General features: G+C 73.9%; 17 protein-coding genes. 1 reads left to right on the top strand and 16 read right to left on the bottom strand.

Annotation, left to right across the window (positions count from 1 at the left end; translation table 11 throughout):
• Nucleotides 1-107: 107 nt before the first annotated feature.
• From ABZ836_RS29990 to ABZ836_RS29915, 16 genes are all read right to left on the bottom strand, one after another.
• Entirely contained in the window at nucleotides 108-1,235 is a 1,128-nt protein-coding gene (locus ABZ836_RS29990) for a TIM barrel protein (RefSeq protein WP_361147472.1), read from the bottom strand.
• 143 nt (nucleotides 1,236-1,378) lie between these two features.
• On the bottom strand, nucleotides 1,379-2,761 hold the full coding sequence (locus tag ABZ836_RS29985) for a nucleotide pyrophosphatase/phosphodiesterase family protein (RefSeq protein ID WP_361147466.1): 1,383 nt from the start codon (nucleotides 2,759-2,761) through the stop codon (nucleotides 1,379-1,381).
• Entirely contained in the window at nucleotides 2,758-3,930 is a 1,173-nt protein-coding gene (gene eboE / locus ABZ836_RS29980) for a metabolite traffic protein EboE (RefSeq protein ID WP_361147463.1), read from the bottom strand. The genes ABZ836_RS29985 and eboE overlap by 4 nt, the downstream gene beginning before the upstream one ends.
• A gap of 2 nt (nucleotides 3,931-3,932) precedes the next feature.
• A complete protein-coding gene (locus tag ABZ836_RS29975) occupies nucleotides 3,933-4,781 on the bottom strand; it encodes a TatD family hydrolase (protein WP_361147460.1) in 849 nt (282 codons plus the stop codon).
• Nucleotides 4,781-5,503 (bottom strand): EboA domain-containing protein, encoded by a 723-nt coding sequence (locus ABZ836_RS29970; RefSeq protein ID WP_361147457.1) that lies wholly within the window; start codon nucleotides 5,501-5,503, stop codon nucleotides 4,781-4,783. The genes ABZ836_RS29975 and ABZ836_RS29970 overlap by 1 nt, the downstream gene beginning before the upstream one ends.
• Nucleotides 5,500-6,372: a sugar phosphate isomerase/epimerase family protein gene (locus tag ABZ836_RS29965; protein WP_356138224.1), complete on the bottom strand. Its 873-nt coding sequence runs from the start codon at nucleotides 6,370-6,372 to the stop codon at nucleotides 5,500-5,502. The genes ABZ836_RS29970 and ABZ836_RS29965 overlap by 4 nt, the downstream gene beginning before the upstream one ends.
• Nucleotides 6,369-7,319 carry an SCO3242 family prenyltransferase gene (locus ABZ836_RS29960; RefSeq protein WP_361147453.1) on the bottom strand — a complete coding sequence of 317 codons (951 nt, stop codon included), beginning with the start codon at nucleotides 7,317-7,319 and terminating at the stop codon, nucleotides 6,369-6,371. Before ABZ836_RS29960 ends, ABZ836_RS29965 begins: the two co-directional genes overlap by 4 nt.
• Complete coding sequence (locus ABZ836_RS29955; protein WP_361147450.1) at nucleotides 7,316-8,422, bottom strand: inositol-3-phosphate synthase; 1,107 nt, start codon at nucleotides 8,420-8,422, stop codon at nucleotides 7,316-7,318. Before ABZ836_RS29955 ends, ABZ836_RS29960 begins: the two co-directional genes overlap by 4 nt.
• A 195-nt stretch (nucleotides 8,423-8,617) precedes the next feature.
• On the bottom strand, nucleotides 8,618-9,982 hold the full coding sequence (locus tag ABZ836_RS29950; protein ID WP_361147447.1) for a ThuA domain-containing protein: 1,365 nt from the start codon (nucleotides 9,980-9,982) through the stop codon (nucleotides 8,618-8,620).
• A gap of 18 nt (nucleotides 9,983-10,000) precedes the next feature.
• Nucleotides 10,001-12,469, bottom strand: a complete 2,469-nt coding sequence (locus ABZ836_RS29945) for a PQQ-dependent sugar dehydrogenase (protein WP_361147444.1) — start codon at nucleotides 12,467-12,469, stop codon at nucleotides 10,001-10,003.
• A 98-nt stretch (nucleotides 12,470-12,567) separates the two neighbouring features.
• A complete protein-coding gene (locus tag ABZ836_RS29940) occupies nucleotides 12,568-13,569 on the bottom strand; it encodes a sugar phosphate isomerase/epimerase family protein (protein WP_361147441.1) in 1,002 nt (333 codons plus the stop codon).
• Between the two features lie 109 nt (nucleotides 13,570-13,678).
• Complete coding sequence (locus tag ABZ836_RS29935; protein WP_361147438.1) at nucleotides 13,679-14,857, bottom strand: Gfo/Idh/MocA family oxidoreductase; 1,179 nt, start codon at nucleotides 14,855-14,857, stop codon at nucleotides 13,679-13,681.
• 120 nt (nucleotides 14,858-14,977) lie between these two features.
• Complete coding sequence (locus ABZ836_RS29930; protein ID WP_356138212.1) at nucleotides 14,978-16,021, bottom strand: substrate-binding domain-containing protein; 1,044 nt, start codon at nucleotides 16,019-16,021, stop codon at nucleotides 14,978-14,980.
• Between the two features lie 28 nt (nucleotides 16,022-16,049).
• On the bottom strand, nucleotides 16,050-17,099 hold the full coding sequence (locus ABZ836_RS29925) for an ABC transporter permease (protein ID WP_356138210.1): 1,050 nt from the start codon (nucleotides 17,097-17,099) through the stop codon (nucleotides 16,050-16,052).
• Entirely contained in the window at nucleotides 17,096-18,604 is a 1,509-nt protein-coding gene (locus ABZ836_RS29920) for a sugar ABC transporter ATP-binding protein (RefSeq protein WP_361147469.1), read from the bottom strand. The genes ABZ836_RS29925 and ABZ836_RS29920 overlap by 4 nt, the downstream gene beginning before the upstream one ends.
• Before the next feature lie 186 nt (nucleotides 18,605-18,790).
• Nucleotides 18,791-19,972, bottom strand: coding sequence for an ROK family transcriptional regulator (locus ABZ836_RS29915; RefSeq protein ID WP_356138208.1), 1,182 nt, complete (start codon nucleotides 19,970-19,972; stop codon nucleotides 18,791-18,793).
• Between the two features lie 410 nt (nucleotides 19,973-20,382).
• On the opposite strand from ABZ836_RS29915, the gene ABZ836_RS29910 reads away from it, so the two are divergent.
• The gene (locus ABZ836_RS29910; RefSeq protein ID WP_356138206.1) at nucleotides 20,383-20,808 is read left to right on the top strand and encodes an OsmC family protein; all 426 of its coding nucleotides are present in this window, start codon (nucleotides 20,383-20,385) and stop codon (nucleotides 20,806-20,808) included.
• Nucleotides 20,809-20,902: the final 94 nt, after the last annotated feature.

Below are 20,902 nucleotides of genomic sequence, written 5' to 3'. Positions count from 1 at the left end.
CCCCGTCTTTATTGATCCGCCCCCACCCGCGATATACCCGATATATCTTACACTCTGTCCCGACCCGACGCTCTTCCGATCTCCACGCGCCCGGTGCCGTCCGGGGGTTACCGCCGGCGCCGCAGGGCGGCGAGGTTGCGGTAGCCGATGCGGGCGTGCTCCAGGGACTGGCCGGGGTCGGTGGCGCCGGGGGCGTTGTCCTGCTCGACCATCGGGTGGTGGGTGGTGCGGTGGCCGACGCGGGAGAAGAACGCCGTGTAGTCGATGACGCCGGTGCCGAACGGCACCATGGCGTAGCCGTTGCCGCTCGCCGGGTCGAGGACGCCGTCCTTGGCGTGGAACAGCGGGTAGCGGCGGTCGTGGGCGGCCACCAGGGCGGCGGGGTCGAAGACGTCCTGCTGGACGGAGCCGTCGTGGGCGGTGAAGGACCGGAACTTGTACTGGGCGACGTGCGCCCAGAAGACGTCCATCTCCAGCCACACCAGGCGCGGGTCGGTGACCTTCAGGAAGTACTCCAGCTTGCGGACGCCGGAGCTGCGGGTGGGGCGGCCCTGGGCGTCCGGGGGGCCGCCGTCCAGGAGGAAGCCGTAGGCCGCGTCGTGGTTGTGGGTGTAGAGCTTGATGCCGAAGCCTCGGGCGATCTCGCCGAGCGCGTTCCACTTGTCGGCGGCCACGTCCCAGTCGGCCTTCACCGAGCTGTTGGTGGGGTCGCCGCCGGTGCCCATGTGGTCCATGCCGAGGATGGCGGCGATCTCCAGGTGCTGCTTGAAGCGGTCCACGTCGGCGGTGGTGAGCGGCCAGGAGCCGGGGATGAAGCCGTGGTTGCCCTGGGCGCGCAGGCCGTACGCGTCCAGCCAGGAGCGCAGCAGCCGGGCGCCCTCGACGGACTCCAGGCCGGCGCCGCCGGGGGCGTTGGCGTGCTGTCCGTAGCCGGCGAACTCGACCTGCCGGTAGCCGAACCGGGCGAGCTGTTCGAAGACGGCCCGGAAGCCGGAGGGCAGGCCGGTGGTCAGCGGGTCCCGGCCGATGGCGTCGCGCACCGTGTAGAGGATGATGCCGCGCCGCTCGGCGGGGACCAGGACGGGGCCTCTGCCGTTGACGCGGCCGCCCGCCGCCGGGCCGTCGGCGGCGTGCACCGGGGCGGCGCCGAAGACCGGTGCGGCGACGGCGCCGGCGGCGACGGCGGTGCAGGTGGACAGGAAGCCGCGGCGGCCGATGCCGAGGGCGCGGCGCAGGCCCTCGTCGGAGCCGGCGGTGTTCTCAGGGTTCGCGGGGTTCTCGGGGTTCGCGGGGTTCTCGGGGTCGTGCTGCACGGGTGCCTTCTCTCTCGTGTGGTCCAGCGTGCGGTTCACGTGGGCTGTGCGGGCGAGAGTCCCGGTCAGGCGAGGCCTGCCAGGCCGAGCAGGAGGTTCTTCACCTCGGTGGCCGCGACGCGGTCGCCGAGGTCGTGGGGGGTGGAGCACAGGAGGAGCGGACCGTCCTCGTCGCGCTCGGGCAGCCGGCCGTGGCTGCCGCGGACGGGTGACGGGTCCAGCGGGACGACGGCCATGCGGTAGCGCAGGCCCAGCTTCTTGCGGGCCAGCGCTCCGGCCGCCTTGAGCTTCACGTACGGGTCGAGGGGGTCCATGAAGAGCTCGGCGGGGTCGTAGCCGGGCTTGCGGTGGATCTCCACGAGCTGGGCGAAGTCGGGGGCGCGGGCGTCGTCGAGCCAGTAGTAGTAGGTGAACCAGCTGTCCGGCTCGGCGACCAGGACCAGTTCGCCGGCGCGCGGGTGGTCCAGGCCGTGGGCCTTCTTGCCCTCGTCGTCGAGGATCTCGGCGACGCCCGGCTCCTTCGCCAGCAGCACGCGGACCTCCTCCAGGTCCTCGGCGCGGCGGACGTAGACGTGGGCGGTCTGGTGGTCGGCGACGGCGAAGGCGCGGGAGGCCATCGGGTCCAGGTACTCCATGCCGTCCTGGGTGTGCACCTCCAGCAGCCCGGCGCGGCGCAGCACCCGGTTGACGTCCACCGGCCGGGAGACCGGGGTGATCCCGTACTCGGACAGCGCGACCACGGTGCGGCCCTCGGCGCGGGCGTCGTCCAGCAGCGGGGCGACGGCGGCGTCGAGGTCGGCGGCGGCCCGCAGGGAGCGGGGGTCGTCGGGGCCGTGGCGCTGCAGGTCGTAGTCGAGGTGGGGCAGGTAGCACAGGGCGAGGTCGGGCCGGCGGGTGCGCAGGATGTGCCGGGTGGCGTCGATGATCCACCGGCTGGAGACGAGGTCGGCGCCCGGTCCCCAGAAGTTGAACAGCGGGAACGTGCCGAGCTCCGCGGTGAGTTCGTCGTGGAGGGCGGGCGGCCGGGTGTAGCAGTCGGGTTCCTTGCGGCCGTCGGCGTAGTAGACGGGGCGGGGGGTGACGGTGATGTCGGTGTCGGCGCCCATCGCGTACCACCAGCAGATGTTGGCGACGGTGTAGTCGGGTTTGACGCGGCGGGCGGCGTCCCAGAGCTTGTCGCCGGAGACCAGGCCGTTGTGCTGCCGCCACAGCAGGACGTCGCCGAGTTCGCGGAAGTACCAGCCGTTGCCGACGATGCCGTGCTCGGAGGGGAGCGCGCCGGTGAGGAACGTGGACTGGGCGGCGCAGGTGACGGCGGGCAGCACGGTGCCGAGGGGGGCGCTGGAGCCCTCGGCGGCGAGGGACCGCAGGTGCGGCATGTGGTCCAGGAGGCGCGGGGTGAGTCCGACGACGTCGAGGACCAGCAGCGGGTTCACCGGGTGGGTCACGGCAGCTCCTTGAGGCCGAGGTCGGTCAGCAGGTCGCCGGCGAGGGTGAGTTCGGCGGCGATGCCGTCGGCGAGGCGGGCCCGGTCGCGGGGTCGCAGTTCGGGCGGCAGGGCCTGCCAGGTGTAGGTCTCGACCTCGAGGTGACGGGTGCGGGGGCGGGTCCCGCCGACGAGCCGGGCCAGCGCCGCCTTCAGCACCGGCAGGGTGGAGGTGAGCGGCGGCACGGGCGCGGCGTGCAGCGGGACGTGGAAGTGGGAACGCCAGGGCACGTCGCGCGGCAGGCCGCCGGGGGCGAGGGCCTCGGGCAGGTCGTCGACGGCGCGCAGGGCGCCGTCCGGGGTGCGGGCGCGGGTCTGGTGGAGGAAGCGGGGTTCGGCGAACGCGGCCAGCGCCTCGCGTTCGGCGTCCTGTCCGGGGTCCTGTGCGTGCAGGGCGGCGGAGAGCTGGGACTTGACCACGGGGACGCCCGCCGTCTCCAGGGCGTCCAGGGCGGTGTCCGGGTCCTCGAAGGAGGTGGCCAGGTGGCAGGTGTCCACGCAGACGCCGATGCGGGGGTGGGCGATCTCGGTGACGGGGACGACGGCGTCGCCGGTCGTCTCGATCACGCAGCCGGGTTCCGGCTCCAGCCCGACGCGGACGGAGCGTCCGGTGAGCTCCTGGAGCGCGTCCAGTCGTTCCCCCAGGGTGCGCAGGGCGGCCAGGGCCCGCCCGGCCCGTTCGCCGTCGTGGGCGGTGCGCCAGGCCAGGGGCAGGGTGGAGATGGTGCCCTCGGCGGCGTCGTCGGGGAGGAGCTGGGCGAGGATGCGGGCCAGTGCCGTGGTGTGCTCCAGGCGTTCGGGATCGGCCCAGTCCGGGGTGTAGACGCGGTACTTGACCTCCTGGGCGCCGAAGCCCTCGTAGGGGAAGCCGTTGAGGGTGACCACCTCCAGGCCGCGGCGGTCGAGTTCGCCGCGCAGGTGCCGCAGGGCGGCCGGGTCGGCGGCGAGGGCGCGGGCGGCGTCGTGGGCGAGCCAGAGGCCGATGCCGAGCCGGTCGCGGCCGAGACGTCTGCGGACGGGTTCGCAGTGGTCGCGGAGCTGGGCGAGGACGCCGTCCAGGGTCTCGGCGGGGTGGACGTTGGTGCAGTAGGCGAGGTGGACGACCGAGCCGTCCGGGTGCCGGAAGCGCATGGTCACTCGCCCCCGCGCAGGATGGAGTTGCCCTCGTGGGTGGCCGCGGCCTCGACGGGGGTCAGGTCCAGGCGGCCGCTGCTCCCGTAGAAGGCGACGGGGTTGCGCCACAGCACGAGGTCGACGTCGTCCTCGGAGAAGCCGGCGGCGAGCATGGCGTCGCCGACCTTGCGGGTCTTCAGCGGGTCGCTCCTGCCCCAGTCCGCCGCGGAGTTGACCAGGACGCGCTCGGGACCGTAGGCGCGCAGCACGGCGACCATGCGGCCCTCGTCCATCTTGGTGTCGGGGTAGACGGAGAACCCGAGCCAGGCGCCGCTGTCCTTGGCCTCCTTGACGGTGGTCTCGTTGAGGTGGTCGACCAGGACCCGGTCCACGGGCAGGGCCGACTCGCGGACCACGTCCAGGGTGCGCCGCAGTCCGGTGAGCTTGTCGCGGTGCGGGGTGTGGACCAGGGCGGGCAGCCCGTGTTCGGCGGCCAGTTCGAGCTGGGCGGCCAGCGCGTGGTCCTCGGCCGGGGTGAGGGAGTCGTAGCCGATCTCGCCGACGGCGACCACGCCGTCCTTGACCAGGTACCGGGGCAGCTCCTCCAGGACGGGCAGGCAGCGCGGGTCGTTGGCCTCCTTGGGGTTGAGGGCGATGGTGCAGTGGTGGGCGATGCCGTACTGGGAGGCGCGGAAGGGCTCCCAGCCGAGCAGGGAGTCGAAGTAGTCGAAGAAGGTGGCCGGGGAGGTGCGGGGCTGGCCGAGCCAGAAGGCGGGCTCGACGACCGCGCGGACACCGGCGGCGCGCATCGCCTCGTAGTCGTCGGTGGTGCGCGAGGTCATGTGGATGTGCGGGTCGAAGATGCGCATCAGGTCTCCTCCGTGCGGGGGTCGGCGAGGGCCAGGACGCGGTACAGGTCCGGCGGGACGGCACGTCCGGCGGCCTCCCGTTCGGCGGCGAAGTCGCCCAGCATGCGGGCGAGTTCCGCGTCGCCGTGGGCGCGCTCGCCGAGCCGGTCGACGGCGTCGAGGGGGACGCCGGTGAACAGGCACTTGAGGACGGCGTGCCGCCAGTCGTGGCCGGGGAGGTGGCGGGCGCCGTAGGGGCCGACGGCGGCGGCCACCAGGCGGGTGTCGTTGGTGCGCAGGGCGTCCTCGACCAGTGCCAGGGACTCGTCGCCGGGGACCAGGTGGGGCAGGGCCAGCAGCACGGCGCGGCGTTCGGCGGCGGTGCCGCGGTGGTAGAGGCGGGCCAGGGTGTCCGGGCCGGCCGCGGCGGCGTGCAGCAGCAGGACGCGGGCGTCGTCGGCGTGGTCGGGGCCGGTGCGGCGGCCCGCCTCGGCGAACCGGAGTTCCCGGGCGGAGTCCTCGGTCTCGGCGAGGGCCTTCTCCAGCCAGTCACGGGCGTCCGGCGGGAGGCTCGCGGTGAGCCGGGCGCGCAGGGCGGACAGAGCGGACAGAGCGGGCGGGGCGGGCGGGGCGGGCGTCCGCGCGGCGGGATCGTCGGCGGCGGCGCGGAGGGCGGGGTCGCCGGCGGCGGTACGGAGGGCGGGGTCGCCGGCGGCGGTGCGGGGGGCGGCGGGGTCGGTCATGGGGTGCTCCCTTCGGCGGCGGTGCCCGCGGCGCGGCGGAGGAAGTCCAGGGAGTGCTCGGCGTACCGGGGCCCGGCGTGCGAGTGGCGGGGCAGTTCGACGACGGTGAGGCCGCGGTAGTCCGCCTCGGCGAGCGCGGCCAGGACGGGCGGGAAGTCGATCTCGCCCTCCCCGAAGGGCAGGTGTTCGTGGACGCCGCGGCGCATGTCCTCGATCTGCACGTGCCGCAGCCAGGGCGCGGCCCGGCGCACGCACTCGGCGGGCGGGAGCGGCTCCAGGCACTGGCAGTGGCCGATGTCCAGGGTCAGCCCGAGCGGTTCCGGGTCGCCGAGCAGGTGGCGCAGCCGGTGGAAACCGGCCAGGTCGGCGAGGAGGTGGCCGGGCTCCGGCTCGATCGCCAGGGGCACCCCGGAGGCGGCGGCCGCGTCCAGGACGGGGGTGAGCGCCTCGGCCAGCCGCTTCCAGGCGGTCTCCGGGTCGACGCCGTGCGGCAGGACGCCGCTGAAGCAGTGGACGGCGTGCGCCCCGAGGTCGGCGGCGACGCGGACGGCGCGGAGCAGGAGGTCGACGCGGCGGCCCCGGTCCTCCGGGTCGGGGTCGAGGAGGGACGGGCCGTGCTTGCGGCGGGGGTCGAGGACGTAGCGGGCGCCGGTCTCGACGGTGACCGTCAGGTCCAGCTCGGCCAGCAGCGCGCCCACGGCGGCGGTGCGGGCGGCGAGGCCGGGGGCGAGCGGGTCGAGGTGCATGTGGTCGAGGGTGAGGCCGACGCCGTCGTAGCCGAGGTCGGCGAGGAGGGCGAGGGCGTCGCCGAGCCGGAGGTCGGCGAGCCCGTTGGTGCCGTAGCCGAGCTTCGGTGCGGGTCCGGTCACGTCAGGCTCACTTTCTGGCCGAGGCGGCGGGCGGCGGGGGCGAGCGCGGCGGTAAGCAGGGCCGCCACCGGGGCGTTCGCCCGGGCCGCGAGGGCGGCCTGCAGCGGTATCAGGGCGCGGATCCCGCCCCCGACGGCGCGCTGCGTCAGCTGGGGCGAGGGGTTGAGCACGGCGTGCAGCAGCGGCCGCGCCGCGGTCGCGGCGTAGGCGGCGGCGAGCACGGCGGTCACCGTGTCGCCGGCGCTGCGGGTGCGCCGCGGACAGGGGCGCGGTGAACTGCGCGGCCGGCCGGGCGGCCGCGGCACCCGGCCGCGCGCCCCGTGCATCGCCGCGGCAGCCGCCCGGCGGGCCACACCGGAGGCGACGGCTGCGGTCACGCCGAGCGCCGCCGCGGAGGTGAGGGGCGCGCCGCCGCGGGTCTCGTGGCGGGAGACGGTGGTCACCGCGTACGTGTGCGCGCCGAGGGCCAGGGCGGAGGGCACCGCGCCACGCACCGTGCCGGTGGCGGCGGCGCCGAGGAGGAGGTCCAGGGCCCGCGCCGCGCCCATCGCCGCGGGCCCGTACCCGGTCCGCTTGAGCCACAGGTCGTAGGCCCAGACCGTGCCCGCCAGCGGTGTTGCGACGTTCAGGGCGCGGCGGCCCGCCAGTGCGGCGCATCCGAGGCCCGCGGCCGTGAGGGCCCCCGCGGCGGCCAGCGCGGCGCGGGGCGACACCCGGCCGGACGGGAGGGGGCGCGCGGGGCGTTCCCGGGCGTCCTCCTCCCGGTCCGCCCAGTCGTTGAGCGCCATCCCCGCCGCGTACAGGCACAGCGAGGCGCCGGCCGCGCCGAGGGTCCGCGCACCGGGCCGCCCGCCGCCCGCCGCCGCTCCGGCGAGCGCGTCCCCCGGCACCGTGAACAGGGCGGAGACGCGCAGCAGTTCGGCCCAGTCCCGGCCGGTCGCGGTCATGCGTCCTCCCCGAGCCGCCGCGCGAACTCCAGCAGGCGCCCGTACTGCTCCCCGAGGGCGACCGGCCCCTCCCCCACCGGGTCCTTGAAGTAGAACCCGAGTTCGGCGAGCGGTCCGGACAGTCCGCGTTCGGCGGCGCGGGCGGCGAGCCGGGCGAGGTCGAGCACCAGGGGGGCGGCCAGCGCGGAGTCGCAGCCCTGCCAGGTGGTCTGCAGGACCATCCGGGTGCCGAGGAAGCCCTCGAAGGCGATGTGGTCCCAGGCGGTCTTCCAGTCGCCGAGCGAGGGGACGTCGTCGATGTGGGTCCGGCCCTCCGGCTCGGTGCCGAGGGCGTCGGTGAGGACGCGCGCCTTGCCGGCGTTCTTGGCCGCGGCGGCGGCCGGGTCGGCCAGTGCCGCGCCGTCCCCGCCGCCGAGCAGGTTGGTGCCGGACCAGGCCCGCACCTCGAGGGCGCGCTGCGCGAACATCGGCGCCAGCACGGCCCGCAGCAGGGTCTGGCCGGTCTTGCCGTCCCGCCCCGCGTAGGGCAGTCCGCTCTCCGCCACCAGGGCGGCGAGCTCCGGGTGCTGGACGCCGATCGAGGGCGTGAAGTTGACGTAGGGGCAGCCGGCCCGGACCGCGGCCGCGGCGTAGACCGCGCTCACGGGCAGTCCCGGGTCGCCGGTGAGCGGTTCGGTGGAGGCGACGTTGACCACCACCACCCGGGCGAGCCGGTGCCGCCGAGCGAAGTCCCGTATGTCGTCGGCCAGTCCGTCGACCCGGTCCCACCCGCCGTCGCGGACGCCCGGCCTGATCTCCCGGTCGGCCGCGCCGAGTTCGGCCCGGACCGCGTCGGGCAGCCCGTGCGGCAGCACGCCCGCCCCGGCGAGCGCCTCGGCCCGCTTGGGCAGCGGGCACTCGGCGGTGTCGTGGCCGCCGAAGACCAGTAAGGGCAGCGGCGGCAGGCCGCTGCGGGCGAAGGGGGGCGTCTCGGTGAGCATTCCGGTGGCCGGTCGCAGGCCGGCGGTCAGGGCGGCGCACCCCGCGACGACGGTGGTGCCGACGGAGCCCCGGGCCCCGATCATCCAGACGCCCACCCGGGGCGGTGAGTCGAACGCGGACATGAAGCTGCCTCCTCGGTACGCACGGTGGACGGGGACGGAGCAGGGAGGGGCGGCCCGTGGCGGGCCGCGGACCGTGCGGGACATCAAGGTGGTCCAACCACGCCGGAGAAACAAGAAGGCACCCGCGGGGCGGATGGTGCGCCGGGAGGCGACGGGCGGAGGTCCGGCGTCCTCCGCCCGCCGCCGGCGCCGCGCCTACGCGGAGGGCCGCGAAGGCAGTTCCTTGATCCGGATGTCCCGGAAGGACACCTGGTCACCGGGCCCGTGGTTCTGCAGGCCGATGTGGCCGTCCCGCAGGCTGCGGGCCGGGTCGGTGTTGGTGAACGCGTTGATCCTGACGCCGTTGAGCCAGATCCTCATCCGCTCTCCCTGGACGCGGATCTCGTACGTGTTCCACTCCCCCGGCGGGTTGAGCGCCCGGTCCCGCCTGGCGAGGTCGGCGGCGCGGAAGCCGTACACGGACCCGGTGGTGCGGTCCGGGCTGTCGGTGGCGTCGATCTGGATCTCGTAGCCGTTGTCCACGGCCGACCACGGGTCGTCGGAGGCCGGGAAGCCCACGAAGACGCCCGAGTTGTCGTCGCCCTCCGTCCTCCAGTCCAGCTTGAGGGAGTACGACCCGAGCTCCTTGCCCGCGTACCAGAGCATGCCCATGCCGCCGACCGAGGTGAGGGTGCCGTCCTCGGAGAGGGCGAACGAGCCGGGCCCGGCCTGCCGCCAGTCGGCGAGCGAGGCGGCGGTGCCGTCGAAGAGCGGCCGGTAGCCGTTCTCCGGACGGCAGTCCGCCCGGGCGTCGCCGACGGCCCACCGGATGCCGCCCGCGAGGTGCTCGCGGAAGGCGGGCTCGGCGTAGGACTCCTTGGTGTGGCCGAGCCCGGTGGAGAAGGCCCGCCCGCCCTCGTACTCCTGGCACCAGGCGATCGGGTGGTCGCCGTTCATGCTGCCGCCGGAGTACGAGGACTCGTCGAGGGAGGCGAGGACGTGGACGTGCTCGCGGGGGTTCTCCCGGTAGTCGTAGAGCTCGTCGGTGCGCACCCAGCGCGGGTCCAGGTGCGCGGTGGACGGGTGGGCGCGGTCCTCGACGTCGATCGCCGCCCGCTGGATCGCCGGGTGCGAACGGAAGTAGGCGCCGGCCAGGCCGCCGTAGAACTCCCAGTCGTACTCGGTGTCGGTGGCCGCGTGGACGCCCACGTAGTTGCCGCCGGAGCGGATGTACTCCTCGAAGGCGGCCTGCTGGGTGTCGTCGAGGACGTCGCCGGTGGTGGAGAGGAAGACGACGGCGTCGTAGCGGGCCAGGTTGGCGCGGGTGAAGGCGCCGGCGTCCTCGGTGGCGTCGACGGCGTAGCCGTCCGCCGCGCCCAGGTCCCGGACGGCGGCGACGCCGTCGGGGATGGAGTCGTGGCGGAAGCCGGCGGTCTTGGAGAAGACCAGGACCCGCCTGCCGTCGTCGGTGCCGCCGTCGTCCTGCGAGGCGGCCGGTCCGGCCGCCAGGCCGCCGGCCAGGACGGCGGCCGAGACGACCGCCGTCCTGACCCGCGCGGAGATGCGTGCGGAGGTGCGCATGGCTGTCACGTCTCCCGGTCAGCCGGTGGTGAAGGTGAAGTCGTCCACGTCGTACAGCGCGCCGGTGCCCTCGCCCTGGAAGACCAGGTGGAGTTCGGTGGCGCCGTCCGGGGCCCCGGAGAGGTCCGCGGTGACGTCGGTGAACGTGTCCCAGCCCCCGGTCACCGGCACGGTCGCGGTGCCCAGCAGGGTTCCGGTCGGCGAGCCGGCCCGGAACTCCAGGGTTCCGCCGGCGCCGGCGGAGGAGACCCGGGCGGTCACCGAGGTGGCCTCGGAGAGGTCGTACGGGGTGAACGAGATCCAGTCGCCGGCGTTGATGTCGCCGACCGTGCGGCCGCCGTGCGCCGCCTCCTTCTCCATGCGGTTGACGCCCGAGGAGTCGCCGTAGTGCTCGGCCTGGCGGTTCTCCGGCTGGAGCACGACCTGGTCGTGGACGGTGAGCGGGGCCTGGCCGCCTCCGCCGCCGTCGGTGTACTGGGCGTCGACCACGCCGAACACGTTGGCGCTGGCGTCGTGGCCGCCGTCGGCGGTGGTCCGCAGGGTGCCGGTGCAGCCGTTGGCCGAGGTCAGCGGGTGACCGTGGCTGTCGTGGCCGAGGATGAAGGTGACGGTGACCTTGGAGCAGTCGATCCGCCGGCCGTCCTCGCGGTCGGTGACCTTCACCTGGAACGGGATGGCGTCACCGAACGAGAACAGTTCGCCGTCGCCCGGCGTGACGAGTTCGACCTTCGGGGCGGTGTTGCCGACGACCACGCGCACGGTGGCCTTGGCGGTGCGGCCGGTCGGGTCGGTGACGGTCAGCTTGGCGGTCCAGGTGCCGTTCTTCCTGTAGGTGTACCGCGGGTTCGGGGCGGTGGACGTCCCGCCGTCGCCGAACTCCCACCGGTAGGTGAGCCGGTCGCCGTCGGGGTCGGCGGTGCCCTCGGAGGAGAAGGACACCTTCAGCGGCGCCTTGCCGGAGGTGACCGACGCGGTGGCCTCGGCGAGCGGGGAGCGGCCGCCGGTGGCGTTCTCGATGCGGTAGAGGGCGGAGTTCTCGTCGCCGGCGAACCACTGGAGGCCGTAGTCGAGGACGTAGAGCGCGCCGTCCGGGCCGAACTCCATGTCGGTGATCTGGGTGCCGTCCCACGGCAGGTCGTTGATGGACCGGACGGTGCCGTCGGCGTCCGCGGTCACCCGCTTGATCCATTGCCGGCCGAACTCGGAGACGAAGACGTCGCCGTCGAACTCCTCGGGGAACTTCACCGGGGAGTCCAGGTCGGGGTCGTAGTGGTAGACGGGGGCGCTCATCGGGGACTCGGAGCCGGTGCCGAACTCCGGGACGCTGCCGCCGTCGTAGGCGATCCAGGCGGGCTGGGCCGGGGGCAGTTCGCGCAGGCCGGTGTTGTGCCGCGAGTCGTTGACCGGGGCGGCGCAGTCGAAGGCCTCGCCGGAGGTGCCGGTGGCGAAGTCGTGATCGCGGTAGGCGTCGTTGTCGCCGGTGCAGAACGGCCAGCCGAAGTTGCCGGGGCCGGTGACCCGGGCGAACTCGACCTGGCCGGCCGGGCCGCGCTCCGGGTCCGCGGCGCCGGCGTCGGGGCCGTAGTCGCCGACGTAGAGGATGCCGGTCTCCCGGTCCACGTTGAACCGGTAGGGGTTGCGGAAGCCCATGGCGTAGATCTCGGGCCGGGTGCCCTCGGTGCCGGGGGCGAACAGGTTGCCCTCGGGGATGGAGTACGAACCGTCCTCGTTCACCGTGATCCGCAGGATCTTGCCCCGCAGGTCGTCGGTGTTGCCGGAGGTGCGGCGGGCGTCGAAGGACGGGTTGCGGTTCTCCCGGTCGTCCAGCGGGGAGTAGCCGTCCGACTGGAACGGGTTGGAGTCGTCGCCCGTGGAGAGGTAGAGGTTGCCCTGGGCGTCGAAGTCGATGTCGCCGCCGACGTGGCAGCAGATGCCGCGGGTGGTCTCCACCTCCAGGATGTTCGCCTCACTGCCGAGGTCCAGCGTGCCGTCCTCGTCCAGCGTGAACCGGGAGAGGCGGTTCACCCCCTCGAAGGGTTCGAAGTCGGCGGCGGTGCCGGTCTCGGGCGCGTCGCCCTCGGGGGTGTCCAGCCGGGGCGCGTAGTACAGGTACACGTACCGGTTCTGCTCGAAGTCCGGGTCGACGGCGATGCCCTGGAGCCCTTCCTCGTCGTGCGAGTACACGTCGAGGCGGCCGGCGAGGCTCGTGTTGCCGGCGTCGTCGGTCAGGTACAGCGAGCCGTCGCGGGAGGTGGTGAGCACCGACCGGTCGGGCAGCACCGCGAGCGACATCGGTTCGCCGATCATCTCGACGCCCTTGGCGAGGGTGACCTGCTGGAACTGCGCCTCCTCGGCTGCGGGAGCGGCCGGCGCGGCCCCGGCCGGGCCGGTCGCCAGGGTCAGGGAGGTGCAGGCCAGCAGTGCGCCGCCGAGCAGCGCCACGGCCCTGTTGAATCGTTTCTGCCGGTTCCTTCTGTTCGAGCGCACGGATGTTCCTCCGTCGGCTGGTGAACGTGCGGGTGTACGCCGGGATGCGCCGGCAGCCCGGTGGGTCCGATGTGGCGCGGCGGAAGCCGGCCGGGCGGTCAGTTGCCGCCGAACGCGGCGTCGAAGGACGCCGTGGGAGGGTCGAAGTCGAACGCCTTGAGCCGGGTGAGCGCCTCGGGCGCGCCCTGGAGCCGGTCCATGCCGGCGTCCTCCCACTCGACCGAGACCGGGCCCGCGTACCCGATGGAGCGCAGCATCCGGAAGACGTCCTCCCAGGGCACGTCGCCGTGTCCGGCCGAGACGAAGTCCCAGCCGCGCCGCGGGTCGCCCCAGGGCAGGTGCGAGCCGAGGCGGCCGTTGCGTCCGTCGAGGCGCTTGCGGGCCTCCTTGCAGTCCACGTGGTAGATCCGGTCGCGGAAGTCCCACAGGAAGCCGACCGGGTCGAGGTCCTGCCACACGAAGTGCGAGGGGTCGAAGTTGAGCCCGAAGGCGGGCCGGTGGCCGACGGCCTCCAGGGCCTTCTGCGTGGTCCAGTAGTCGTAGGCGATCTCGCCGGGGTGGACCTCGTGGGCGAACCGGACCCCCTCGGCGTCGAACACGTCCAGGATCGGGTTCCAGCGGTCGGCGAAGTCCTGGTAGCCGCGCTCGATCATCGACTCCGGGGCGGGCGGGAACATGGCGACCAGGTGCCAGATGGCCGAGCCGGTGAAGCCGATGACGGTGTCCACGCCGAAGGCGGCGGCGGCCCGGGCGGTGTCGGCGATCTCGGCGGCGGCCCGGCGGCGGACGCCCTCCGGCTCGCCGTCGCCCCAGATCCGGGCGGGCAGGATCGCCTGGTGGCGCTCGTCGATGATGGCGTCGCAGACCGCCTGCCCCACCAGGTGGTTGGAGACGGCCCAGCACTTCAGGCCGTACTTGTCGAGGAGCTGCCGGCGGCCGTCCAGGTAGGACGGGTCGGCGAGCGCCTTGTCGACCTCGAAGTGGTCGCCCCAGCAGGCGAGTTCGAGTCCGTCGTAGCCGAAGTCGCGGGCCAGCCGGCAGACCTCCTCGAGCGGCAGGTCGGCCCACTGTCCGGTGAAGAGGGTGAAGTTGCGGGGCACGGTCGGTCTCCTCGGTCGGGTCGCGTGCGGGGATCGGTTCCGGACGTCGGGTTCGGGCGTCGGGTTCGGGCGTCAGCCTCGGGCGTCGGGTTCGGGCGGGGGCCCGCGCTCATCCCACCGTGGTGTAGGCGGAACCCTTGGCGGCGCTCTCCTCGACCGCCGCGAGGACCTTCTGGACGCGCAGCCCGTCCTCGAAGGTCGGGGCGACCGGTTCGCCGTCGTGCACGGCGCGCACCAGGTCGCGGGCCTGGTGGACGAAGGAGTGCTCGTAGCCCAGGCCGTGCCCGGGCGGCCACCAGGCCTCCAGGTAGGGGTGCTCGGGCTCGGTGACCAGGATCCGGCGGAATCCCGCTCGGGCGGCGGGTTCCCGGTGGTCGTGGTACTCCAGCTCGTTCAGCCGTTCCAGGTCGAAGGCCAACGAGCCGTCGGAGCCGTTGAGTTCGATGCGCAGCGCGTTCTTGCGGCCGGTCGCGAAGCGGGTCGCCTCGAAGGAGGCGAGGGCGCCGCCCGTGAACCGGCCGGTGAACAGGGCGGCGTCGTCGACGGTGACCGCTCCCGTGCCGTTCGCGGCGCCGGCCGAGGCGAGCCCGCTCGACGCGGTGGCGGGCAGCGGGCGTTCCCGCACGAAGGTCTCGGTGAGCGCCGACACCCCGGCGAGGGTGTCGCCCGCCAGGTGCTGGGCCAGGTCGACGATGTGGGCGCCGAGGTCGCCCAGGGCCCCGGACCCGGCGGCCTCCTTGCGCAGCCGCCAGGTGAGCGGGAACTCGGGGTCCACCAGCCAGTCCTGGAGGTAGACGACCCGCACGTGACGGAGCGTGCCCAGCCGGCCGGCGGCGACCATCTCGCGGGCCAGCGAGGCGGCGGGCACCCGGCGGTAGTTGAAGCCGACCATGGCCCTCTGGCCCCGGCCGGCCGCGGCGCGGGCCGCCTCCACCATGGCCTCCGCCTCGGCGACGGTGTTCGCGAGCGGCTTCTCGCACAGGACGTGCTTGCCGGCCTGGAGGGCGGCGATCGCGATCTCGGCGTGGCTGTCGCCGGGGGTGCAGATGTCGACGAGGTCGACGTCCTCGCGGGCGATCAGGGCCCGCCAGTCGGTCTCGGCCGCCGCCCAGCCGTGACGGTCCGCCGCGACGCGGACCGCCTCGGCGTCGCGGCCGCAGATCGCGGCGAGCCGGGGTTGCAGGGGCAGGTCGAAGACGCGGCCGACGGTGCGCCAGGCCTGGGAGTGGGCGGCGCCCATGAAGGCGTAGCCGACCATGCCGACCCCTAGGGGGCGGGGCTGTGCCATGCGTTTCTCCTCCTCATCGACACGCGCGGTCCGGGCCGGGCCCTCCTTCACGGGGCCCGGCCCCTCCAGCGCACCTCATGGCTTGCTCACCGCCGGGGGCGCGGCACCCGGCGGCGTCGGTCAGTCGAAGCCGATCGGCATGTACTGGTCGACGTTGGACTTGTCGACCACCGCCGAGTAGGCGGTGACCTGGGAGGGGATCTCGAACTCCGCGAGCCCGGACACCCCCTTGCCCTGCCCGAGGGCGCGGGCGAGGTCGATCGCCGACGCGGCCATCGTCGGCGGGTACAGCACCGTCGCCTTCAGAACCCCGTCGTCCGCCTTGATCGCCTCGAACGCCGACAGCGCTCCCGCGCCGCCGACCATCAGGAAGTCGTCGCGGCCGGCCTGGTCGATGGCGCGCAGCGCGCCCACGCCCTGGTCGTCGTCGTGGTTCCACAGCGCGTCGAACGCCGACTGCGCCTGCAGCAGCTGGGCCATCTTGGCCTGGCCGCTCTCGACCGTGAAGTCGGCGGCCTGGCGGGCCACCTTGCGGATGTTGGGGTAGTTCTTCAGCGCGTCGTCGAAGCCCTTGGTGCGCTGCCGGGTGAGTTCCAGGTTGTCGAGCCCGGCGAGTTCGACGACCTTGGCGTCGGCCTTGTCCTTGAGCTTCTCGCCGATGTAGTGCCCGGCGTTGAGGCCCATGCCGTAGTTGTCGCCGCCGACCCAGCAGCGGTAGGCCTGGGGCGAGCTGAAGATGCGGTCGAGGTTGACCACCGGGATGCCGGCCCGCATGGCCTTGAGGCCGGTCTGCGTGAGGGCGGCGCCGTCGGCGGGCAGGATGACCAGGACGTCGACCTTCTTGTTGATCAGCGTCTCGATCTGGCCGATCTGGGTGGCCGTGTCGTTGGACCCCTCGGTGATGTCCAGGGTGACGTCCGAGTACTTCTCGGCGCGGGAGCGGGCCTGCTCGTTGATGGCGTTGAGCCAGCCGTGGTCGGCCTGCGGGCCGGCGAAGCCGATGGTGACCTGCTTGCCCGGCCTGTCGTCGGCGGCGGGCTGCTGGGAGGAGCCCGTGTCCTTGTCGTCGTTCTTCTCGTTGCTGGTGCAGCCCGCGAGGAAGGCGCCGGCCGATACGGCGGCGGTCCCGAGGAGCAGTCCCCGGCGGCTCGTGAGGTCTGGCATGGCGGTGGACCCTTCTGTCGGCTCGGGATCAGGTCAGCTCGTTCTTGGCGGTGCGCCCCTGGATGAGGACGGCGGCGACGATGATCGCCCCCTTGGCGATCTGCTGGACGTCGCTCTGCAGGTTGTTCAGCGCGAAGATGTTGGTGATCGTGGTGAAGATCAGGACGCCGAGGACGGAGCCGACGATGGTGCCGCGGCCTCCGGTGAGCAGGGTTCCGCCGATGATCGCGGCGGCGATGGCGTCGAGTTCGTAGAGGTTGCCGTTGGTGTTCTGGCCCGAGCCGGAGAGCACGATCAGCATGAACGCGGCGATGCCGCAGCACAGTCCGGACAGCAGGTAGAGGTAGAGGCGCTGCCGGCGGACGTCGATGCCGGCCAGCCGGGCGGCCTCCGCGTTGCCGCCGACGGCGACGGTGCGGCGGCCGAAGGTGGTGCGGTTGAGCACCAGCCAGCCGATGACCGTCACCGCGGCGAAGACCAGCACCAGCGGCGGGACGCCGAGCACGTGGGCGTCGCGGCTGCCGAGTTCCAGCACCCCGTCGACGGTGACGATCTGGGTGCGCCCCTCGGTGATCAGCAGGGCCAGGCCGCGCGCCGAGGCGAGCATGGCGAGGGTGGCGATGAACGGCACCATCGCCCCGTAGGCGATCAGCATGCCGTTCACCAGGCCGCAGCCGACCCCCACGATCACGGCGGTGAACAGCACCCCCGCGAAGCCGAACTCCTGGGTGGCCACGGTGGTCGCCCAGACGGATGCCAGGGCGACGATCGCGCCGACCGACAGGTCGATGCCGCCCGCGGTGATCACGAACGTCATGCCGACGGTGACCACGCCGATCACCGAGGCCTGGGTGAGGACCAGTTGCAGGTTGCGCAGGTCGAGGAACTGGTCGGGCCGGGTGATGCCGCCGACCACGATCAGCGCGGCCAGCACCCCCAGCAGCGACAGGGTCCGCACGTCCGGTCGTGCGAACGCGGGACGGGGCGTGGCGGGGCCGCCCTCCGCGGGCGGCGCCGACTTCTGCGCCCCGGTGGCGGGCGGGACCCCGTCGGCCGGTGGCGACATGGGTTGCGTCATGCCTGGCTCCCTTCGGCAGCCGCGTCGGTGGCGTGCAGTACGAGATCGAGGACCCGGTGCTCGTCGAGCTCCTCGGCCGGCGCGGTGTGCACCACCCGGCCCTCGCGCAGGACCAGCACCCGGTCGGCGAGGCCCAGCACCTCCGGCAGTTCGCTGGAGACCAGGAGGACGGCGAGCCCTTCGTCGGCGAGGCGCCGGATCACCGCGTAGAGCTCGGCCCGGGCGCCGATGTCCACGCCGCGGGTGGGTTCGTCGAGCAGCAGGACGCGGCAGCCGCGCAGCAGCCAGCGGGCCAGTACCGCCTTCTGCTGGTTGCCCCCGGAGAGGGTGCGCACGGCGGTGTCCGGGTTGTCCGGCCGCAGCGACAGCTCGCGGGTGGCGGCGCGGGCGGCGGCGCGCTCGGCCGCCCGGTCCAGCCAGCCGCCCCTGGCGAACCGGGCGAGGGTGGACACGGAGACGTTGCGGGTGACGCTCTCCAGCATCAGCAGCGCCTGCGCCTTGCGCTCCTCGGGGGCCAGGCCGATCCCGGCGCGGACCGCGGCGGGCACGCTGCCGGGCCTCAGCGGCCGTCCGTCGACCAGGACCTGCCCGGCCGTGGGGCGGCGGGCGCCGTAGACGGTCTCCAGGATCTCGGAGCGGCCGGAGCCGACCAGCCCGGCCAGGCCGACGATCTCGCCGGGCCGCAGTTCGAGGTCGAACGGCTGGAACCTCCCCTCCAGCGCCAGGCCCCGGACGGTGAGCACGGGGGCGGCGGCGGGTGCTTCGGCGGGCCGGGGCGGGAAGGCGTGCTCGACGCTGCGGCCGGTCATCAGGGAGACGATCTCCCGCGTCGGCGTGGTGCGTGCCGGCAGCCCGCCGGCCACCGCCCGGCCGTCCTTGAGCACGGTGACCCGGTCGCCGATGCGGCGGATCTCCTCCAGCCGGTGGGAGATGTACACGACCGCGACGCCCGCGTCGGTGAGGGAGTCGACGATCCGGAAGAGGTTGTCGACCTCGTCGGGGTCCAGGGCCGCCGAGGGCTCGTCCATCACGATCAGCCGCACCTCGTGGGAGAGCGCCCGGGCCATGGAGACGATCTGCTGCTGCGCGGCGGAGAGGGCGCCGACCGGGCGGGCCGGATCGATCTCCGGGTGGCCGAGGCGGCGCAGCAGTTCGGCGGAGGCCTGGCGGGCGACGCGGGGGCGCACCACGAACCCGGCCCTGGTCGGCTCGTGGCCGAGGTGGATGTTCTCGGCCACGGAGAGGTGCTCGACCAGGTCGAGTTCCTGGTAGATGGTGGCGATGCCCAGCCGGGTGGCCGCGCTCGGCGAGCGCAGGGAAACCGTTTCTCCTTGCCAGCTGATGGTGCCGCCGTCGGGCTGGTGGGCGCCGGCCAGCACCTTGATCAGGGTGGACTTGCCCGCGCCGTTCTGCCCGAGCAGGCAGTGGACCTCGCCTGCCCGGACCTCCAGGTCCACCCCGTCGAGGGCGCGGACGCCCGGGAAGGACTTGGTGATCGCGGTCATGGTGAGCAGCGGTACGGGGGCTTCGGACGGCATGACGGAATCTCCCGGCGGTAGGCAGGGCAGACGGGATCGCGCGCGGTCGCGGTGGTACGGCTCGGTGATGCGGCTCGGGTGGTGCGGCTCTGTGGTGCGGCTCGGAGCGGTGGTCCGGTGCGGTTCGGTTCCGGTGACCGGGTGGTCCGCCCGTCAGGCGGGCGAGAACACGTGGTCGCTGATCAGGCGGGCGGCGCCGATGACTCCGGCGGCGTTGCCCAGTTCGTCCAGGACGATCGGCAGGTTGCCGGTCGCCAGGGGCAGTGACTGGCGGTAGACCTGGGTGCGGATGGCGGCGAGCAGGTTGTGCCCGAGACCGGTCACCCCTCCGCCGATCACCACCAGGCCGGGGTTGAAGAAGCTGACGAGTCCCGCGATGACCTGTCCCGCGCGGGTCCCGCCGTCGCGGATCAGGTCGAGGCAGGTGGCGTCGCCGGCCGCCGCGGCGGCGCCGACGTCCGCCGCGGTGAGCCGGCCGTTCTCGGCCAGCCTGGTGGCGAGGTGGGCGGAACGGCCCTGCTGGGCGGCCTCCACCGCGTCCTGGGCGAGCGCGGCGCCGCTGAAGTGGGCCTCCAGACAGCCGCGGTTGCCGCAGGCGCAGGGGCGGCCGTCGGGCACCGCCTGGATGTGGCCGATGTCCCCGGCGCTGCCGGTGACACCGCGGTGGACCGTGCCGCCGACGACGATGCCGCAGCCGATGCCCGTGCCGATCTTGACGCACAGGTAGTCGTCCACGGACCGGGCGACGCCGGCGTGCATCTGGCCGAGCGCCATCAGGTTCACGTCGTTGTCGACCATGACCGGGCAGCCGAGTTCCTGGCTGAGCGCCTCGCGCACCGGGAACCCGTCCCAGCCGGGCATGATCGGCGGCGCGACGGGGACGCCCTCGGGGAAGCGGACGGGTCCCGGGACGCCGATGCCGGCGCCGTCGAAGCCCTCCGCGAGACCCGAGGCCCGCAGCTTGGCCGCCATGTCGAGGACCTGCTCGAAGACCGCGACGGGGCCTTCGCGCACGTCCATCGGCTGGGTCAGGTGACCGAGGACCTCCAGCTCCGCGTTGGTGACGGCGACGTCGACGGAGGTCGCGCCGATGTCCACGCCGAGGAAGCGGAGGCCGGGGGCCAGACGGACGTTGTGGGAGCGGCGGCCGCCGCGGGAGGCGGCGAGGCCGTCGGCGACGACCAGTCCCGTCTCCAGGAGCCGGTCCACCTCGACGGCGAGCCTCGACCTCGACAGGTCGACCCGGTCCCCGAGCTGCGCGCGGGAGTTGGGGCCCTCGTCCCGCAGCAGGCGCAGGATGCGGGCCTGATGAGCGGTGGCGGGCCGTGCGGTCATGCGTCTCACGGTCCCTCCCCGGTTCGACGTCCCGTGTCCTGGCTTGCTTTCGCGGAGAACGTAGCAGTGGCGGTGCGGGGTGGGAAGAAGTCGCGCACGATTTCGCACCGACTTTCTCCCGCCGCAGGACAAAGCCGGGACGGGGCCCCTTCACCCCGCGGCCCGCTCCACCAGGCTTCGGTCCCGCCGGGAAGGGGCGGGTCGGGGAAACCGTGCTGTCCGCCCGCTCCGTGCTCGCGCCGCGCGGCGGTACGGGTCACGTGCGTACGGTGCCGCCCGCAGGGCGGCGGTGGCCGCTCGCGCGGCGGACCGTGCGGAGGGAGGTGCTGGGGTGGGGGGTGGGGAGGTCGGTAGCATCGGGGGCGATCCGTACTGGACGTACTGGACGTTCCGTCAGGAAGGAATCAATCGTGGCCACCACGCGATCCGCCCACACCGTCTGGGAGGGCAACCTGCTCGAGGGCAACGGCGTCGTCACCTTCGACTCGTCCGGCATCGGCGAGCAGCCGGTCTCCTGGCCCTCCCGCGCCGAGAAGGCGAACGGAAGGACCAGCCCGGAGGAACTGATCGCCGCGGCCCACTCGTCGTGCTTCTCGATGGCGCTGTCGCACGCCCTGGCCGGCGCCGGCACCCCGCCGCAGCGGCTCACCACGTCCGCGGACGTGAGCTTCCAGCCCGGCGAGGGCATCACCGGCATCCACCTGACGGTGGAGGGCACGGTGCCCGGCATCGACAACGACACGTTCGTCGCCGCCGCCGAGGACGCCAAGAAGAACTGCCCGGTCAGCCAGGCGCTCACCGGTACCACCATCACCCTGTCGGCCAAGCTGGCCTGACGCCGTCGGGCGCGGCGGGGCCCCGCGGGCCCCCCCCCCCCCGCCGCCCGCGCGGGGACGGGCACGCGCCACTAAAGAGAACAGAACTCCCCCC

The organism is Streptomyces sp. NPDC047130 (assembly GCF_040643475.1).
GTDB lineage: Bacteria > Actinomycetota > Actinomycetes > Streptomycetales > Streptomycetaceae > Streptomyces.
Note: the sequence above shows the minus strand (reverse complement) of the source record. Positions and strands in the feature narration are given on the sequence as shown.

Bases quoted from the DNA above. Each gene is read 5' to 3' on its own strand.
- eboE (WP_361147463.1), bottom strand. From the start codon at position 3,930: ATGCGCTTCCGGCACCCGGACGGCTCGGTCGTCCACCTCGCCTACTGC.
- ABZ836_RS29975 (WP_361147460.1), bottom strand. From the start codon at position 4,781: ATGCGCATCTTCGACCCGCACATCCACATGACCTCGCGCACCACCGAC.
- ABZ836_RS29970 (WP_361147457.1), bottom strand. From the start codon at position 5,503: ATGACCGACCCCGCCGCCCCCCGCACCGCCGCCGGCGACCCCGCCCTC.
- ABZ836_RS29960 (WP_361147453.1), bottom strand. From the start codon at position 7,319: ATGACCGCGACCGGCCGGGACTGGGCCGAACTGCTGCGCGTCTCCGCC.
- ABZ836_RS29955 (WP_361147450.1), bottom strand. From the start codon at position 8,422: ATGTCCGCGTTCGACTCACCGCCCCGGGTGGGCGTCTGGATGATCGGG.
- ABZ836_RS29950 (WP_361147447.1), bottom strand. From the start codon at position 9,982: ATGCGCACCTCCGCACGCATCTCCGCGCGGGTCAGGACGGCGGTCGTC.
- ABZ836_RS29935 (WP_361147438.1), bottom strand. From the start codon at position 14,857: ATGGCACAGCCCCGCCCCCTAGGGGTCGGCATGGTCGGCTACGCCTTC.
- ABZ836_RS29930 (WP_356138212.1), bottom strand. From the start codon at position 16,021: ATGCCAGACCTCACGAGCCGCCGGGGACTGCTCCTCGGGACCGCCGCC.
- ABZ836_RS29925 (WP_356138210.1), bottom strand. From the start codon at position 17,099: ATGACGCAACCCATGTCGCCACCGGCCGACGGGGTCCCGCCCGCCACC.
- ABZ836_RS29920 (WP_361147469.1), bottom strand. From the start codon at position 18,604: ATGACCGCGATCACCAAGTCCTTCCCGGGCGTCCGCGCCCTCGACGGG.
- ABZ836_RS29915 (WP_356138208.1), bottom strand. From the start codon at position 19,972: ATGACCGCACGGCCCGCCACCGCTCATCAGGCCCGCATCCTGCGCCTG.